The sequence below is a fragment of the Methyloceanibacter sp. genome, from assembly GCF_035650995.1.
Taxonomy (GTDB): domain Bacteria; phylum Pseudomonadota; class Alphaproteobacteria; order Rhizobiales; family Methyloligellaceae; genus Methyloceanibacter.
Genome location: NZ_DASRGO010000086.1, coordinates 1 through 16,125 on the forward strand (window position 1 = coordinate 1; position 16,125 = coordinate 16,125).

At 66.0% G+C, this 16,125-nt stretch carries 14 protein-coding genes; 8 read left to right on the forward strand and 6 right to left on the reverse strand.

Annotation, left to right across the window (positions count from 1 at the left end; genetic code table 11):
• The 4 genes from VFB18_RS06795 to VFB18_RS06810 all read right to left on the reverse strand — a co-directional run.
• Nucleotides 1-1,028, reverse strand: a 1,028-nt coding sequence (locus tag VFB18_RS06795; protein WP_324972619.1) for a HisS family protein, incomplete at its 3' end; no start/stop codon positions are given.
• Nucleotides 1,029-1,116: 88 nt separating this feature from the next.
• Nucleotides 1,117-2,475 carry a glycolate oxidase subunit GlcF gene (glcF, locus tag VFB18_RS06800; RefSeq protein ID WP_324972622.1) on the reverse strand — a complete coding sequence of 453 codons (1,359 nt, stop codon included), beginning with the start codon at nt 2,473-2,475 and terminating at the stop codon, nt 1,117-1,119.
• A gap of 8 nt (nt 2,476-2,483) precedes the next feature.
• Nucleotides 2,484-3,719, reverse strand: coding sequence for a glycolate oxidase subunit GlcE (gene glcE, locus VFB18_RS06805; protein WP_324972625.1), 1,236 nt, complete (start codon nt 3,717-3,719; stop codon nt 2,484-2,486).
• The gene (locus VFB18_RS06810; RefSeq protein WP_324972628.1) at nt 3,716-5,152 is read right to left on the reverse strand and encodes an FAD-binding oxidoreductase; all 1,437 of its coding nucleotides are present in this window, start codon (nt 5,150-5,152) and stop codon (nt 3,716-3,718) included. Before VFB18_RS06810 ends, glcE begins: the two co-directional genes overlap by 4 nt.
• 287 nt (nt 5,153-5,439) lie before the next feature.
• Here VFB18_RS06810 and VFB18_RS06815 point away from each other — a divergent pair, with 287 nt between their 5' ends.
• A complete protein-coding gene (locus tag VFB18_RS06815; protein WP_324972631.1) occupies nt 5,440-5,847 on the forward strand; it encodes a c-type cytochrome in 408 nt (135 codons plus the stop codon).
• A 78-nt stretch (nt 5,848-5,925) separates the two neighbouring features.
• Here VFB18_RS06815 and VFB18_RS06820 read toward each other — a convergent pair whose 3' ends face one another.
• Nucleotides 5,926-7,011, reverse strand: coding sequence for a C4-dicarboxylate ABC transporter (locus VFB18_RS06820; RefSeq protein WP_324972633.1), 1,086 nt, complete (start codon nt 7,009-7,011; stop codon nt 5,926-5,928).
• 113 nt (nt 7,012-7,124) lie between these two features.
• Between VFB18_RS06820 and VFB18_RS06825 the strand changes: the two genes are divergently transcribed.
• From VFB18_RS06825 to VFB18_RS06850, 6 genes are all read left to right on the forward strand, one after another.
• Nucleotides 7,125-7,916 carry a (Fe-S)-binding protein gene (locus VFB18_RS06825; RefSeq protein WP_324972636.1) on the forward strand — a complete coding sequence of 264 codons (792 nt, stop codon included), beginning with the start codon at nt 7,125-7,127 and terminating at the stop codon, nt 7,914-7,916.
• Between the two features lie 11 nt (nt 7,917-7,927).
• On the forward strand, nt 7,928-9,355 hold the full coding sequence (locus VFB18_RS06830) for a LutB/LldF family L-lactate oxidation iron-sulfur protein (protein ID WP_324972639.1): 1,428 nt from the start codon (nt 7,928-7,930) through the stop codon (nt 9,353-9,355).
• Entirely contained in the window at nt 9,352-10,047 is a 696-nt protein-coding gene (locus VFB18_RS06835) for a lactate utilization protein (RefSeq protein ID WP_324972641.1), read from the forward strand. Before VFB18_RS06830 ends, VFB18_RS06835 begins: the two co-directional genes overlap by 4 nt.
• Nucleotides 10,048-10,201: 154 nt before the next feature.
• A complete protein-coding gene (locus VFB18_RS06840; protein WP_324972643.1) occupies nt 10,202-12,172 on the forward strand; it encodes a nucleoside-diphosphate sugar epimerase/dehydratase in 1,971 nt (656 codons plus the stop codon).
• 4 nt (nt 12,173-12,176) lie between these two features.
• A complete protein-coding gene (locus VFB18_RS06845) occupies nt 12,177-13,187 on the forward strand; it encodes a glycosyl transferase (protein WP_324972646.1) in 1,011 nt (336 codons plus the stop codon).
• Nucleotides 13,184-14,125 (forward strand): NAD-dependent epimerase/dehydratase family protein, encoded by a 942-nt coding sequence (locus tag VFB18_RS06850; protein ID WP_324972649.1) that lies wholly within the window; start codon nt 13,184-13,186, stop codon nt 14,123-14,125. The genes VFB18_RS06845 and VFB18_RS06850 overlap by 4 nt, the downstream gene beginning before the upstream one ends.
• Here VFB18_RS06850 and VFB18_RS06855 read toward each other — a convergent pair.
• Complete coding sequence (locus VFB18_RS06855) at nt 14,112-15,236, reverse strand: glycosyltransferase family 4 protein (protein WP_324972652.1); 1,125 nt, start codon at nt 15,234-15,236, stop codon at nt 14,112-14,114. The two genes, VFB18_RS06850 and VFB18_RS06855, sit on opposite strands and share 14 nt — an antisense overlap.
• A 150-nt stretch (nt 15,237-15,386) precedes the next feature.
• On the opposite strand from VFB18_RS06855, the gene VFB18_RS06860 reads away from it, so the two are divergent.
• Nucleotides 15,387-15,704 carry a hypothetical protein gene (locus tag VFB18_RS06860; protein WP_324972655.1) on the forward strand — a complete coding sequence of 106 codons (318 nt, stop codon included), beginning with the start codon at nt 15,387-15,389 and terminating at the stop codon, nt 15,702-15,704.
• Nucleotides 15,705-16,125 lie beyond the last annotated feature (421 nt).

A 16,125-nucleotide genomic window follows, 5' to 3' on the forward strand; every position in this document is an offset into this window, starting at 1 on the left:
CCGTCGTAGCGCCCGCCGCTCACCACCGAGCCCAAGCGGATCGGCTGGCCGCGTTCGTCTTTGATGGGAGCGAGCAGCTCGGCCTCGAACACGGGGCCGGTGTAGTACTCAAGCCCCCGCACCACCGAGGGGTCTTTACGAATCCGATCTCCATAGCCCGAAGCGCTCACTAGGCCTGCAATTTGTTCGAGCTCTGAGAATCCGACCTTCGCTGTTTCGTTTGCGCTAAGCTTCTTGTTCCAAGCGGTGACTTCTTTAGCTTTTGCGCCAACGAAGGGCTCGTGCTCAATCACTGCCATCACATATTCGATTTTGCTCGAGTCGATCTCGGCGCCCATTGTGTAGTCACCACTCTCATCCTTACGGCCTTTGCCCAGCAATGCTCTGACACCCTCTGGTCCCAGACGGTCCAGCTTATCAATCGCTCGAAGTACACGGAGTCGCTTGGTGGCATTTTCCTCACCGCCAAGATCAATGGCCTCCAGCACCCCATCGAGAACTTTGCGGTTGTTGACCTTCACCACATATTGCCCGCGCGGCACGCCGAGAGCTTCGAGCGTGTCGGCGGCGAGCATGCAGAGCTCGGCATCGGCGGCGACGGACGCCGCGCCGACCGTGTCTGCGTCGAACTGGGTGAACTGGCGGAAGCGCCCGGGCCCCGGCTTCTCGTTACGCCACACGGGACCCCACTGATAGCGGCGGAAGGGCTTGGGCAGGCTTTGATAATTCTCGGCGACGTAGCGGGCGAGCGGCGCGGTCAGATCGTACCTTAGCGAGAGCCACTGATCGTCGTCGTCCTGGAAGGAGAACACGCCCTCGTTCGGGCGGTCCTGGTCGGGCAGGAACTTGCCGAGCGCGTCGGTATATTCGATGGCCGGCGTATCGAGCGGCTCGAAGCCGTAAGACTCGAACACGGTCCTGATCGTGCCCAGCATCGCCTGCGTGGCACGGATCTCTCCCGCCGAAATGTCGAATAGCCCCTTCGGCAGGCGGGCCTCGGGGCGAGGACGCTCGTCTTTCTGACTCATGGGAATGAAAGGCTGATTCTCGAACGCTCCGGCGCTAGCGCTTCTAACCCATGATCATGAGGCCAGCAAGCAACGCTCGAAGCCGGGCTTAGTCGACGAGAAGGCCTTCCTTGGCCATTTCGACCAGGGTCTCGATCTCGTGCCCGCTGTTCTTGAGTTCGCCGAGACTGGCGGGCGCCGGGCCGCCGGTCGCCCAGTCGAGCAATTCGACGGTATGGACGAAGGGCGCCTCGGCCTCTCTCAGCTGGACCATGCAGCCGAGATTGCCGGTCGCGATCACGTCCGGCTTGACCTTGGCGATATTGGCGAGCTTCCGCTCGCGGAGCGCGTTGGAGAGCTTGGGCTGGAGCAGATTGTAGGTGCCGGCCGAGCCGCAACAGAGGTGGCCCTCGGGAATTTCGGCGACGCCGAAACCCGCCTGGTTGAGAAGCTGCACCGGAAGGGTGTCGATGCGCTGGCCGTGCTGCAACGAGCAGGGCGCGTGATAGGCGACCTTGAGCCCGGTCCACATCACCGGCGGCATGAGCCCGATCTCGGCGATATATTCGGTGATGTCCTTGGCGAGCCCGGCGATGTAGGCGGCGCGCTCGGCATAGCCGCGGTCGCGGGAAAGCAGGTTGCCGTAGTCCTTGACCATGGTGCCGCAGCCGGAGGTCGTGACGAGGATGGCGTCGAGCAGGCCTTCGCGCATCGCGGCGGTCCAGGCGTCGATATTGCGCCGGGCGGCGTCGCGCGCCGCTTCGTCGCGGCCGAGATGATGCACGAGCGCGCCGCAGCAGCCCTCGTCCTTGACGATGACGACGTCGACGCTGTGGCGCCTGAGCAGCCTGATGGCCGCTTCCGTGATCTGCGGCGCCAGCACCTGCTGCACGCAACCGAGCATGAGCGCGACGCGCTTGGCCTTGGGCACGTTGCCGATTGCCGATTTGGGCTTGATGAGCTTGGCGCTCATCCGCGTGCGCGGAACAAGGTCGAGCGCGGAGGCCGTATGCGGGTGGCCCATGCGCGCGATCAGCGCGCGGAACGGTCGCATCGCCCAGCCGAGCAGGAGCGCGAGCCGGAAGGCGTTCGGGTTCGGCATCACCTTGCTCAGAATGAAGCGCAGCGCGCGCTCGGAGGCCGGCCGGTGCGCCTTGGTCTCGATGCGGGTGCGGGCGAGCTCGACGAGATGCATGTAGTCGACGCCCGAGGGACACGTGGTCATGCAGGAGAAGCAGGACAGGCAGCGGTCGATGTGATGCACGGTCGACGGCGTCACTTCGCGCGTCTCGAACATCTGCTTCATGAGGTAGATGCGCCCGCGCGGGCCGTCGCGCTCGTCCCCGGTCAGCACATAGGTCGGACAGGTGGCGGTGCACAGCCCGCAATGGACGCAGCGCTTGAGGATCGCGTCCGCGCGGGAGATGGTCGGGTCGGCGAGCTGGAGCGAGTTGAAATTGGTCTGCATGGTCCCGCCTAGAGGCCCTGATACATGCGGCCGGGATTGAGGACGCCGTTTGGATCGAAGGCCTGTTTCAATCGCGCCGAGAGCGCAGCGAGCGGAGGATCGAGCGGCTGGAACACGTCGATCAGCGACCGCGACTCTTCGTCGGCACGGATCAATGTTCCATGACCGCCAAATTCGGCAAGGGTGCGGCGGATCTCGACCGCGCCCGCGTCGGTCAGGGGCGGCGTCTCGAGCCAGACGAGGCCGCCGGACCAGTCGTACACGGGCTTCACCTCGATCTTGCGGGCGATGGAGGCGACGAGCTTGGCGGCCTTCGACGGCGCGGTCGAGATGCGCCACAGCGGGTTTGAGGACTTCTGGAACATGCGGAGCGTGCGCACCTCGTTCCAGAACAGCCGGCTTCGCCCGGTCTCGAGCTCGAGGCCGGGCCCATAGGCCTGGAGCATGTGGCGCAGCCGATTGGCGCGATAGCGCGCCGAGGCCGGCAGATTCTCGATGCGGATCGCCGTGACCGAGGTGCCTGCCCCGCTGATGCCCTCGTCGGTGAAGCGCTTGGCGAGATCGGCATGGATGTGCAGAGTGCCCGACACCTCGAATGGCGTGCCGTGGGCAAGGCACATGGCCTCCACCCCGGTCGCGTCGGGCAGGCCGAAGCAGAGCACGGTGCGGGTCTCGGCTTGCGCGGGCAGCACCTTGAGGGCGATCTCGGTCATGACGGCGAGCGTGCCCCAGGAGCCGGCGAGCGCCCGGGCAATATCGTAGCCGGTGACGTTCTTCTTCACCCGCCCCCCCGACTTGATGATCTCGCCCCGCCCGTTGACCGCGGTCACGCCGAGCACATGGTCGCGGGCCGAACCGGACAGAATGCGGCGGCTGCCCGAGAGGTTGGTGGCGATCGCCCCTCCGATCGTGGCCTGCCCCGGTCCGTAGCCGAGGATGGGCCCGAGATCGACCGGCTCGAACGGCAGCACCTGGTCGTTCTCGGCGAGCAGCTCCTCGATCTTGCCGAGCGGGGTGCCCGCCTTGACCACGAGCACGAGTTCGGTCGGCTCGTAGAGGCTGACGCCGACCAGGCTCTCGGTCGAGACCACGGCGCCCGAGCGCACGGGGCGCCCCAGCTCGCGCTTGGTGCCGCGGCCCATCACCTCGAGGGCCGTGCGCGTGTCCATCGCCTCGCCGACGAGATAGGCCAGCTCCTCGACCGATTCGGGAGCGTGAAAGCCGAGGCGCATGGGGCCGGTCACTGGGCGCTACGTCCTTCCAGCGGGAATACCTTGCCTGGATTGAGCAGCCAGTCCGGATCGAAGGCCTGCTTCACCCGCATCTGCTGGGCCAGATCCGCATCGCTGAACTGAATATGCATCAGCTCGCGCTTCTCGATGCCGACGCCGTGCTCGCCGGTCAGGCAGCCGCCGAGCTCGACGCACAGCTTGAGAATGTCGGCGCCGCACTGCTCGACGCGCTCGAGCTGCATGGGGTCGTTGGCGTTGTAGAGGATGAGCGGATGCAGGTTGCCGTCACCGGCGTGGAAGATGTTGGCGACGTCGAAGCGGTATTTGCGGCAGATCCAGCCGACCTCGTCGAGCGCCTTGGGCAGCTTCGACAGCGGGATCACGCCGTCCATGCAGATATAGTCGGACAGCTGGCCGATGGCGCCGAAGGCGGCCTTGCGGCCCTTCCAGATCTTGGCGCTCTCCTCGGCGCTCTGGCTCCGGTGCATGGTCACGGGATTGTAGTCGCGGGCGATCTCGGCGATGCGGTCGAGCAAGGTGTCGATCTCGTCTTCGGAACCTTCGACCTCGACGATGAGGAGCGCCTCGACGTCGAGCGGGTAGCCGGCGGCCACGAAATGCTCGCAGACATGGATCGCCGGCCGGTCCATGAACTCGATGGCGACGGGAATGATGCCGGCGGCGATGATGCCGCCGACGCATGAGGCCGCCGCGACGGTCGAATCGAAGCCGAGCAGCATGGGGCGGGCGCCCTCGGGCGACTTGAGCAGCCGCACCGTGACCTCGGTGACGACGCCGAGCTGGCCCTCGGAGCCGACGATGAGCGCGAGAAAATCGTAGCCGGGCGCGTCGAGATAGTCGCCGCCGATATCGATGACCTCGCCGTTCATCATCACCATGCGAACGCCGAGAACGTTGTTGGTGGTGACGCCGTATTTCAAGCAATGGGCGCCGCCGGAATTCGTGGCGACATTGCCGCCGACGGTGCAGGCGATCTGGCTCGAGGGGTCGGGCGCATAGAAGAAGCCGTCGGCCGCCGCCGCCTGAGTAATGCCGATATTGGTGATGCCGGCCTGCACGCGCGCGATGCGATCGGTGGTGTTGATTTCGAGCACCTTGGTCATGCGCGAGAGGCAGAGCACGAGCGCGTCCTCGAGCGGCAGCGCGCCGCCGCAGAGCGAGGTCCCCGCCCCGCGCGGCACGACCTTGACGTGGTTGTCGTGGCAGAAGCGCAGGATCTTGCTCACCTCTTCGGTCGTGGTCGGCAGTACGACCGCGAGCGGCAGGCAGTGATAGGCGGTGAGCGCATCGGTCTCGAAGGCTCTGCGCCCCTCCTGGTCGGAAATCAGGCTCGCTTCGGGCGCGAGCTTCCGCAATTGCCTGACGATGTCGTTCCGGCGCGCGAGCACCGCGGCATCGGGGGCCGGAAGGCTGATCTGCGACATCGTCCAACTCCAGGGCAATCGTGGAGGCAGGGCTTTGCCCTAGTCTTTCGCATGGGCCGGGTTGGCGGGCAATATGCCGCGCGCCAGCTCTTGGGGGGGCCTTGTCCGGCCTCGCAACCCCTTGGATCATTTTGGAGTTACCATGTCGCAGCAGCCGCTTTTGCCCGCAAATCGGCCTTCTGCTACGTTGCGCCGGACTTTGGCCAACGGGTTTCCTGCAAGACTGGGCGATCGTCCGAGACGCGAAAGGGGAGAGCGGTCGAGGACACTTTCCAAGGAGGACTGTGATGAGGATTGTTGGACTACTCGGTCTCGGTGCGACGGCGGCGCTGGTCGGGCTCTACGGCCCAGCTTTGGCCGAAGGCGATGCGGCGAAGGGCAAGGCTGCCTTCGCCAAATGCGCGATCTGCCATCAGGTCGGTCCGGGCGCCAAGACGCTGGTCGGCCCCGAGCTCAACAATGTGGTGGGACGGAAGGCGGCGAGCGTCCCCGATTACGCTTCCATGTACTCGCCCGGGATGAAGAAGCTCGGCGAGCAGGGCTGGGTGTGGACGGAAGAGAATATCGACAAGTGGATCTCCGATCCCAAGGCTCTCATTCCCGATTCTCCGATGGCGCTCGCGTTCCAGGGAGTGCCCGACGCGGCCGAGCGGGCTGACATCATCGCCTATCTGAAAACGCAGACGGGGCAATAGCGGCATGATTAGGTGGGCAGGCGCGAAGCGTCTTGCCCACCACCGTCGCGCGGGCAACGCAAAGACCGTTGTTCGCCGCTAGGGCTGAGCCGTCTGCGCGGGCATGTCTTGCTGGCTTGGCGCGGGTGCCGGATCGTCGGAGGCCGCAGGCTTGGCGCGGAATTTGTCGATGTCGTCGAGCACGAACCTGAAGAAATAGTCCTGGTCGCCCTCATCCTTGGCGACCTTCGCCCAGGCATCTTTTAGCGCGGCCAGAACGTCGTCGGGCCAATTCTCGACGCGGACACCATATTTATTGGTCATCTCGGCAAGGGCGGCGGCCTGGAGGCCCGCGCTATCGGCGAGGCTTTGCTGGAGCAGCGTCTTGCAGACCCCCTCGATCAGGCTTCGCTGTTCGGCGGAAAACGCCTCCCAACGGTCCTTGTTGACGATCAGCTCGAGCACGGTCTCGGGCTGGTGCCAGCCCGGCATATAAATGAGCTTCACCTTGTCCTTGAAGGGCTGCTCGATGTCGACCGCAGGGGTATAGAGCTCGGCCGCGTCGATCTCCTTCTTGTCGAAGGCGCTTGCGATCTTGCTTCCGGGAAGGAGGACGGTCGTGGCGCCGGCTTGCGACATGACGCGCGCGCCGAGGCCGAAGATGCGCATGCGCAAGCCCTTGAGGTCGTCCTTGCTGCGGATCTCCTTGGCAAACCAACCGCCGGACTCGGCGCCGCCGAAGGCGCACGGCAGGACATGCACCTTCACGCCGGCATGATCATACATTTCCTGATAGAGCGAGAGGCCGTCGCCGTTGTCGAACCAATCGAGATAGGTCTTGGCGTCGGGACCGAAGGGAAAGCCGGAAAACAGGGCGGCGGCGGGGAGCTTCGCCGCCCAGAAGCTCGCGGTCGAAAAGCCGGCGTCGACCTTGCCTTCGGCAACCTTGTCGAGGATCTCGTCCGGCATGGTGCCGTCGCCGGGCTGCTTCAGGTCGAGCTGAAGGGCGCCGCCCGAGCGCTCCTTGATGAGCTTGGCAAGCTTCGTGGCCGAATCGCCGAGTCCCGGCATATGCGTGCCGTAGACGAGCGGGGTGACGAGCACGACGGGCGCGGTCTCGGCCCCGACGCAAACGGGCCCGAGCCAAGCCAACAGCGAAGCGAGCGCAAGCGCTCTTGCCAGCATGTCCCTCCCCTGGTCCTTTGGCGCCTTCCGCGAATTCTTGAGTCGCGGGCCGCGATGCTACATCCTCACTCCCACCTCCCGCCACAGGATGCAGGGCCGGACCCATCGCTCCCATGACTTTGGCCCCTGCCGACGACAAGCAAGGTCCCCTGGTCGGGCTGTTCGTGACCTGCCTCGTCGATCTCTTGCGGCCGAGCATCGGCTTCGCCGCGATCAAGCTGCTGGAGGCCGGGGGCGCGCGGGTCGAGGTCCCCCTCGCCCAGACCTGCTGCGGGCAGCCGGCCTTCAACTCGGGGCAGCGGGCCGATGCTATGGCCATCGCGCGCCGCGTCATAGACATGTTCGAGCGATACGACTACGTGGTTGCGCCCTCGGGCTCTTGTGCAGGGATGCTCAAGCTCCATTACCCCGAGCTTCTGGCGGCCGACCCGGACTACGGCCCTCGCGCCGCGGCGATGGCATCGAAATGCTTCGAGCTGACGAGCTTTATCGTCGATGTGCTTCGCGTCAGCGAGGTCGATGCGCGCTTCGAGGGCACCGTCACCTATCACGATTCCTGCTCCTCCTTGCGCGAGCTCGGCGTCGCCTCGGCGCCGCGCAGGCTGCTCGCGAGCGTCGAGGGGCTTGAGCTCGTCGAGCTTGCCGACCGCGAGGTGTGCTGCGGCTTCGGCGGGACCTTCTCGGTCAAATATCCCGACATCTCCAGTGCGATCCTCGAGCAGAAGTTGCGCGCCATCAAAGAGAGCGGGGCCAGATGCGTGCTCGCCGGCGATCTCGGCTGCCTGATGCAGATCGCGGGCGGCCTTGCGCGCGGCGGCTCTGCCATCGAGGCGCGCCACGTCGCCGAGGTTCTCGCCGGGATGGCCGACGAGCCAGCTATTGCCGCGCCGGCTGCGCAGCGTTGATCGAGGCCGGTATGGCGTCATCCAGCAAGAACTTCATCCGGAACGCGCGCGAAGCGCTCGCCGACCAAGAGCTTCAACGCGCGCTTCTGAACGTCAAGCGCGGCTTCATCGTCAAGCGCGAGGCGGCGGTCGAAAAGCTGCCGGAGTTTGACGCGCTCCGCGCCGAGGCGCGCGCCATCAAGGATCATACGCTCGGGCATCTCGACCTTTACCTCGAGGCCTACGAGCGCAAGGTGGTCGAGAACGGCGGGAGCGTGCATTACGCGGCGGATGCGGCCGAGGCGCGCGACATCGTGCTTAGTCTCTGCCGCGCCGCGGGCGCAAAGCGCGTTGCCAAGGGCAAGTCGATGATCTCGGAAGAGATCGGGCTCAATGCCCATCTCGAAGAAGCCGGTATCGATGTGGTCGAGACCGACCTCGGCGAATACGTCATTCAGATCAGAGGCGACCGCCCGAGCCATATCATCGCGCCGATCGTCCACCTCAACAAGGAGGCGATCGAAGCCGACTTCCGCCGCGCCCACCGCAAATTCCCTGTCGGGCGCAAATTCAAGTCAGTAGCCGACCTCGTGACCGAAGCGCGCGCCGTCCTGCGCGAGACGTTCGTCACTGCCGATGTCGGCATTACCGGCGCCAATCTCCTGATCGCCGAGACGGGAACCTCGGTGATCGTCACCAACGAAGGCAATGGCGACCTCACGCAGACGCTGCCGCGCGTCCATATCGTGCTTGCCTCGATCGAGAAGGTGGTGCCGACACTCGAGGACGCCATGACCATCCTGCGCCTGCTTGCCCGCTCGGCCACGGGGCAGGACATGGCGACGTATACGAGCTTCGCCACCGGATCGCGCCGCGCGGGCGACCCGGACGGACCGAGCGCCTATCACGTCGTCCTGCTCGACAATGGCAGGAGCGAGATGCTGGGAAGCGCTTTCCAGGACATGCTGCGCTGCATCCGCTGCGGGGCCTGCCTCAACCACTGCCCGGTGTACGGGGCGATCGGGGGCCACGCCTATGCCTCGGTCTATCCCGGGCCGATGGGCGCCGTGCTGACGCCGGCATTGCAGGGCATCAGCCACGCGCGCGATCTCCCCAACGCTTCGAGCTTCTGCGGGCGGTGCGAGGAGGTCTGCCCCATGGGCATTCCGCTGCCCAAGATGATGCGCGCCTGGCGGGAGCGCGACGCCGAGGCGGGCGGCCCTTCGTTCAAAGAACGGATTGCGCTCAAGACGTGGGCGTATGCCGCCAAGCGGCCGCGGCTTTATCATGCGCTCGCGAGCATCTTCGTCAGCCTTCTCGCGCGCCGCGCCGGAGCGATGGGGCGCCTCTCGCGCCTGCCCTTCGGCAAGGCCTGGACGCGCACGCGCGATTTTCCCGCGCCGCAAGGCAAGACCTTCCACCAGCTCTACGCCAAGGCCAAGCGGAGGGCCCTGTCATGAGTCTCGATGAGATCGACACCGCCGCTGCCCGCGCGCAAATCTTGGCGCGTATTCGCAAGGCCCTCGACGTCGACCCGGACGACATGGCGGGACAGGAGGCAGTTCGAGATCGGCTCAAGCGCCATCCGCGGAACACGATCCCCATGCGCGCCCGCCTCTACGGCGAGCAGGCTGTCCGCCAATTCGCCGAGGCGCTCGCCAAGCAGGGCGCCGACGTGACCCGCGTCTCCACGCCGAAGCAGGCGGTCGGGACCATCGGATCCTATCTCGGCGCCAACAACTTGCCGCCGCGGCTGCGCATGGGAGAGGACCCAGTGCTTGCCGCGCTCCCGTGGAAAGACGCGTGGGACATCGAGCGAGTGTTCGGGCCGGCGGAGCCCGCCGACAGGACGTCACTGTCACGCGCGGCGGCGGGCGCGGCGGAGACCGGCACGCTGTTCCTTGTATCCGGCAAGGACAATCCCACCACGCTCGCCTTTTTGCCTGAGACGCATATGGTCCTGATCGCCGCCGGCGATGTCGTCGGCTCCTACGAGGATGCGTGGGACCGCTTACGCGCCCGCTATGGCGAGGGTGCCCTTCCCCGCTGCGTGAACCTGATTGGAGGCCCGTCGCGGACGGCCGATATCGAGCAGACTATCGTGAGGGGCGCGCACGGGCCCCGGCGCCTGCACGTGCTGATCCTGGGCTAGCCGGCCTCGGGCCAAAAATCCCGCAGATCGGCCTCTTGCCCGAAATAACGGTCCGCTTCCGTTCACGAACCGCTTCGATTATGGTGCGCCGCACTCTCCCAGGTAGTATGGTTTCCCCGGTCCTGCGCTTAAGACCGGTTCGGGGTGGCACTTCATGCGCTTTGCCGTCTGGCTGATCGAGCGTCCGCGCTGGTTCAAGCGGACCCTGCTGATCATCAACGACCTCGCGATGCTCACCTTCGCGTTGTGGCTCGCCTACACGCTCAGGCTGAGCCGACCCTATGTGCCCCCAAGCCTCGACAAATGGGTGTTGTTCATCGTGGCGCCCATCATCGGCGTCGTCGTCTTCTATTTGCGGGGGCTGTACAAGCTCGTCACCCGCTTCATCGGGCCTGAAGGCACCACGCGCATCTACTTGGCAGTGATCATCGCGGCGGTCGCCTGGGCGCTCGCGGTCTTGATGGCAGCCGTCAAAGACCATCCCCGTTCGGTGATCGTCATCTATGCGCTGATCGCAGCACTGCTGATCAGGCTGAGCCGGCAATGGGCCGGCGCCATCCTGCTCAAGCTCGCGCCGGAGCACAAGGGGGTAAGCTTCGACGAGCGCAAGCGCGTCATCATCTACGGCGCCGGCAATGTCGGCATTCAGCTCCTGCGCGCCCTGAACGAGACGGGCAACTACAAGACCGTCGCCTTCATCGATCCAAACCCCTCGCTTGCCGGCCAGATGGTGCACGGGGTCAAGGTGTTGCGGCCCGAGAAGATCGGCAAGACCATCGCCGAGCAGAACGTGAAGGAGGTGCTGCTCGCCACGCCGTCGGCGCTGCGGAGCGAGCGGCGCCTCGCCATCCGGCTGCTCGAATCCTATCCGGTGGTGGTGAAGACGCTGCCGGCGCTCGAGGAGATCGCCTCGGGCCGGGTCGAGGTCAGCGATCTCAGGCCGATCGACGTCGAGGACCTGTTGGGCCGCGATCCGGTCACGCCCGACCTTGCTCTATTGGCCGCCAATGTCCACGGCAAGGTGGTGATGATCACCGGAGCCGGCGGCTCGATCGGTTCCGAGCTCACCCGCCAATTGCTCCGTCTCGGACCCAAGACCCTCGTCCTGTTCGAGCTGTCGGAGGTCGCGCTCTACGAGATCTCGATGGAGATCGAGGAGTTGAACAAACGGCTGCACGGTGAACAAGAGGGTCGCCCCGCCGAGGCGCCGACCAAGGTGGTCCAGGTGCTGGGTTCGGTGCTCGATCGCAAGCTCGTCACCCGCACCATCGAGGAGTTCGGGGTCGAGGTGATCTACCACGCCGCCGCCTACAAGCATGTGCCGATCGTGGAGGTCAATCCTTTTGCAGGCGTCCAGAACAACACCTTCGGCACGTTCGTCGTGGCCGAGGCGGCGAAGGCGCTCGGCGTCGAACGCTTCGTGCTTGTGTCGAGCGACAAGGCCGTGCGCCCAACCAACATCATGGGCGCGAGCAAGCGGCTCGCCGAGCTGATCCTGCAAGCCCTCGCTCAGGACCGCCACTCGCCGACGATCTTCACCATGGTTCGCTTCGGCAACGTCCTCGATTCGTCGGGCTCGGTGGTGCGGCGCTTCCGCAACCAGATCAAGGCGGGCGGCCCGGTGACCGTGACCCATCCCGAGGTGATCCGCTACTTCATGTCGATCCCCGAGGCGGCGCAACTCGTCATCCAGGCCGGCACCATGGCCAGCGGCGGCGAGGTGTTCGTGCTGGAAATGGGAACGCCGGTGAAGATCGACGACCTCGCCCGCACCATGATCCGCCTCTCCGGCCTCGAGGTCCGCGACGAGAATCATCCAGACGGGGACATCGCCGTGGAATATATCGGGCTTCGGCCGGGCGAGAAGCTCTACGAGGAGCTCCTGATCGGCGAGAACACGACCGGCACGAGCCATCCGCGCATCTTCAAGAACTCCGAACCGGTGTTGCCCTATGAGGAGCTTGCCGCGGCGCTCGAGCGCCTCGAAGAGGCGATCCAGAAGCTCGATCTCGCCGAGCTTCAGGAGACGCTCCGCGCGACCGTCGAGGGCTACGTCCCGGCGGGCACGCCGCACCCCGCCCCTGCCAAGGGCGAATGGCGGGCCGCGTCGCGCACGCTGCATTGAGGCGATGGCGTTCGGGCTCCTGTCTTGGGCCGCGATCGTCGCGGCAAGCGCCGCGATCAGCGCCGGCGCGATCTTGGTCTTGCGGCCGATCCTCGTTCGCCACCTGCTTGCGCATCCGAACCACCGGTCCTCGCATAAAGTCGCAACCCCGCAGGGCGGGGGGCTCGGCGTCATGCTCGCGGTCGTCGCGGTGTGCGCGCTCGCGGGGCTGATTGCGCCTCAAGGGGGCGCTGCCGGCCTGATCCCCGTGCTCGGCGCCGCGTGCTTTCTCACCTTGCTCGGCGCGGCCGACGATGCGCACGCGCTTTCGGTGTCGTGGCGCTTCATCGGCCAGACGCTCGCCGCGCTTGCCATCGTCCTGACCTTGCCGGCGGAGTTGCGCATCCTGTCCGAGGCCGTGCCGCTCTGGCTCGAACGGGCGTTGCTCGTCGCAGGGACGGTCGGCTTCGTCAATGCCGTCAACTTCCTCGACGGGCTCGACTGGATGACGGTGGCCGAGGTCGTTCCCATCACTCTTGCGGTTGCGGCGCTGTGCGTCTTCGGGGTGGTGCCGGAAGCGATCGGGCTGCTCGCGCTTGCGCTCCTCGGCGCCATGCTCGGCTTTGCCGTATTCAACAAGCATCCGGCCAGCATCTTTCTCGGCGATGCCGGAAGCCTGCCGATCGGGCTTTGCCTCGCCCTGATGCTGATCTATGTGGCCGAGGCGAGCCTCACCGCCGCGGTTCTCTTGCCGCTCTACATGATCGCCGATACCGGCATCACCCTCGCCCGCCGCATTATCAACAAGGAGCCGTTTCTCTCGGCGCATCGCTCGCACTATTACCAGCGCGCGGTGAGCGGAGGGCTGAGTGTGCCCGAAGTCACCTCGCGCATTTTTTTGCACGGGGTTGCGCTCGCCCTGCTTGCGATCGGCGCGGCGCTCTCGCACTCGCTCTGGCTCGACCTCGCCGCGCTCGCGCTCGGCGCGCTCTTGACCGCCGCAACGCTTCGCTGGCTCGCGCGAGGCCGGACGTGACGGGAACGATCCTCGTCACCGGCGCCTCGGGCTTCATCGGGCGAAGTTTGGTCCAAGCGCTCGCCCGCGAGGGCTTCGCGGTCAGAGCCGCGGCGCGCGATCCCCGCTCGGTTCCCGCGCGCGAAGGCATCACCCCGGTCGCAATGCCTGACCTCGCCACTCCGGGCGATTGGGGGGCCCTGCTCGATGGCGCACGCCATGTCGTTCATCTCGCCGGCATCGCCCATTCGCCCGGGCTGATCGCTGACGACCTCTACCGCCGCATCAACGCAACTGCCGTCGGCGAACTTGCGGAGAACGCAGCGAGGGCGAAGGTCGAGCGGCTCGTGTCCGTCTCCTCGGTGAGAGCCCAGGCCGGGCTTTCGGCCGACCATGCGCTCACCGAGAAAGACGAGCCGCAGCCGACCGACGCCTATGGCCGTTCGAAGCTCGAAGCCGAACGGCTGGTCGCGGCAAGCGGCGCTCCCTTCACCATCCTCAGGCCCGCGGTCGTCTATGGCCCGGGGGTGAAGGGCAATATCGCTTCGCTCGCGACGCTTGCCAGGACGCCGATGCCGCTCCCCTTCGCCAATCTCGACAATCGCCGCTCGCTGCTCGCGCTCGACAATTTCATCGCTGCGGTCGTCTTCGTGCTCGGCTCCGAGCGCGCCGCGAACGAGACCTTTCTCGTCGCCGACAGGGAGCCGATCAGCGTGGCGAACCTGGTCGGCGCCATGCGCGAGGGGCTCGGCCGCCCGCCCCTCCTCGTCGGCGTGCCGCAAGGGGCGGTGAAGCGTCTGATGCGTTCGTTCGGCAAGGAAGCGGAGTGGGAGCGGATCTCGGGGAATTTCGTGATCGACCCGTCGAAGCTGATGGGAATCGGCTGGCGCCCATCCGTCTCGACGCATGACGGCATCGTCGCGATGATGCGCGCGGAGTCGGTGACTACGTCGTCCTGATCGAGTCGTAGAGGGCGACGGTCTCCTTACCGATGGCCTCGGCGGAGAACCTGCTCTCGACGAGAGCGCGGGCGTTGGCGGCGAAGCGCTGGCGAAGATCGGCATCGCCCGCGAGTTTCTCCATGGCGCTTGCCAGCGCCGGGGCATCATCGACCGGGACGGTGAGAGCGGTCACGCCCTCGATCGCGATCTCGCGGCAGCCCGGCGCATCGGTTGCGACCATGGCCCGCCCGCAGGCCGCAGCCTCGAGCAGGCTCTTCGGCAACCCCTCGCGGCGGGAGGCCAGCACGGCAAAGTTCGCCCGCGCCCATACCGTCCTGATGTCGGATACGTGGCCGAGCCACTCGACGCCATAGAGGCTCGCGAATTCCCGCAGCTGTTCCGGCGCGAGCGAGCCGGGGTTCTCCTTGTCGCAGTCGCCGGCGAGGAGAAGCTTGAGGGGCACGCCCCGCTTGCCGAGCGAGGAGAAGGCTTCGATCAGCGTGATCACGCCCTTGTCGGCGAGCATGCGCCCCACATAGGCGGCGGTCGCCGGCAACGGCGGCTCGGGCAAAGGCCTTAGCACGTCGGTATCGACCCCCGACCCGGCGATTACGACGATGCACTCCTCCGGCACGCCGAGGCCAAGCACGAAGGCGCGATCGTCGGGGTTCTGCACCACGGTCCGGCTCTCTCCGCGCCTTAGGAGCCGCGCGAGGGCAAAACGCACGAGGCGGCGTGTCGCTCCGCTCACCTTTGCCTCGCCGATGAAAAGCGTACCGAGCCCGGTCAGGCTGTTCACCACGGCGATGCGCGGGAGGCCGAGGCTTGCCGTGGTGCCGAGCAGAACCGGCTTCAGCGCGATGTTGTGGACGATGGCGGGGCCAACCGCACGGAAGAGGCGCCTCAGCTCGCGGACCGCCGAAACGCTTCCAAGCGCAGACAGGCTGCCGCGACTCCAGGAGAGCGCATGCGGCACGAACCCCTCCCGCTCGATCGCCGCCCTGCCGTCTTTGATGCGGGTTGCGACGTGGACCTCGTAGCCTGCATCCCTTGCCGCACGCGCCATCGGCAGGCGGTGCGACAAGAAGTACCAATCTTCGGTGACGACATAGAGCAGGCGGGGCCCCATGGCGGGCTTGTATCAGCGCGGCGGCGCTTGCGAAACTGCCGCGAGAGGCGCGAGGGGAGCTCATTGCCGGTTCGTTCTGTCGCGTTGGCTCCTGGACGAAAACGCGCTATGCTCGTCGGCAAATCAAGACACTGCTTCGGGGGATTTGCGATGAAACATCTTCGCCTCGTGATCGTGCTCGGCGGTGCGGCTTGTTTGGCTGTGGCGTCGGGAAGCGCTTATGCCTTCGATATCGAGGGGCAGAATGCGAGCCTCGACGACGGCTCTCCCGCCCATTTTGCCACGCCGGTCGACGACTTCATCAAGTCGAACGGCGGCGCCCGCTCGCTCGCCATGCCGCTCACCGGCGAGGCCGATTCGAGCATGCACATTTCCGATTACGGCAACTCGATCGCCATCCCGGCCCCCGGCGCCGAAGCACCGGCCTGGAGCTATTCGTCTCCCCTCTTCCAGAGGAAGGGCTATTAAGGCGGAGGGCAGGCCTTAAGAGTTGGGGCGGCGGTCGCGAGGGCCGCCGCTTCGTTTTGGGGGGACAGGCTGAGCCCGCCGGGCGATTCCTCGCCTTAGAGCCCGATATATCCGCGTTTCGCTCCGCCCTTGTCGCCCCGCTCGCTGGCGTCGTTAAAAAAACCAAGAAATTCAGTGGGTGGCGGTCTGGCTGACGTCCATTTTTGATCCAAACGTTGCCCAAACGTCACAGCCACCCGCGCGATTATCCGCTATGGTGAAATCCTTCAGGGGACTTTGGGGGATCAATCCATGCGCCTCTTTCTAGCTTGCGCCATCATCATCACTGCAACAATCGGGCTCGGTGGCTGCTTCGGCCACCATGAGAAGGCCGTGGCAACCCAGCCGTTGAAGCTCGGTTAGTCGATCGGTAACGCCCTTA

Excerpts from the sequence above, each read along its gene's own strand:
- VFB18_RS06840 (WP_324972643.1), top strand. The coding sequence starts at position 10,202 with ATGCGCTTTGCCGTCTGGCTGATCGAGCGTCCGCGCTGGTTCAAGCGG.
- VFB18_RS06860 (WP_324972655.1), top strand. The coding sequence starts at position 15,387 with ATGAAACATCTTCGCCTCGTGATCGTGCTCGGCGGTGCGGCTTGTTTG.
- glcF (WP_324972622.1), bottom strand. The coding sequence starts at position 2,475 with ATGCAGACCAATTTCAACTCGCTCCAGCTCGCCGACCCGACCATCTCC.
- VFB18_RS06825 (WP_324972636.1), top strand. The coding sequence starts at position 7,125 with ATGACTTTGGCCCCTGCCGACGACAAGCAAGGTCCCCTGGTCGGGCTG.
- VFB18_RS06815 (WP_324972631.1), top strand. The coding sequence starts at position 5,440 with ATGAGGATTGTTGGACTACTCGGTCTCGGTGCGACGGCGGCGCTGGTC.
- VFB18_RS06810 (WP_324972628.1), bottom strand. The coding sequence starts at position 5,152 with ATGTCGCAGATCAGCCTTCCGGCCCCCGATGCCGCGGTGCTCGCGCGC.
- VFB18_RS06820 (WP_324972633.1), bottom strand. The coding sequence starts at position 7,011 with ATGCTGGCAAGAGCGCTTGCGCTCGCTTCGCTGTTGGCTTGGCTCGGG.
- VFB18_RS06845 (WP_324972646.1), top strand. The coding sequence starts at position 12,177 with ATGGCGTTCGGGCTCCTGTCTTGGGCCGCGATCGTCGCGGCAAGCGCC.
- VFB18_RS06830 (WP_324972639.1), top strand. The coding sequence starts at position 7,928 with ATGGCGTCATCCAGCAAGAACTTCATCCGGAACGCGCGCGAAGCGCTC.
- VFB18_RS06855 (WP_324972652.1), bottom strand. The coding sequence starts at position 15,236 with ATGGGGCCCCGCCTGCTCTATGTCGTCACCGAAGATTGGTACTTCTTG.
- VFB18_RS06835 (WP_324972641.1), top strand. The coding sequence starts at position 9,352 with ATGAGTCTCGATGAGATCGACACCGCCGCTGCCCGCGCGCAAATCTTG.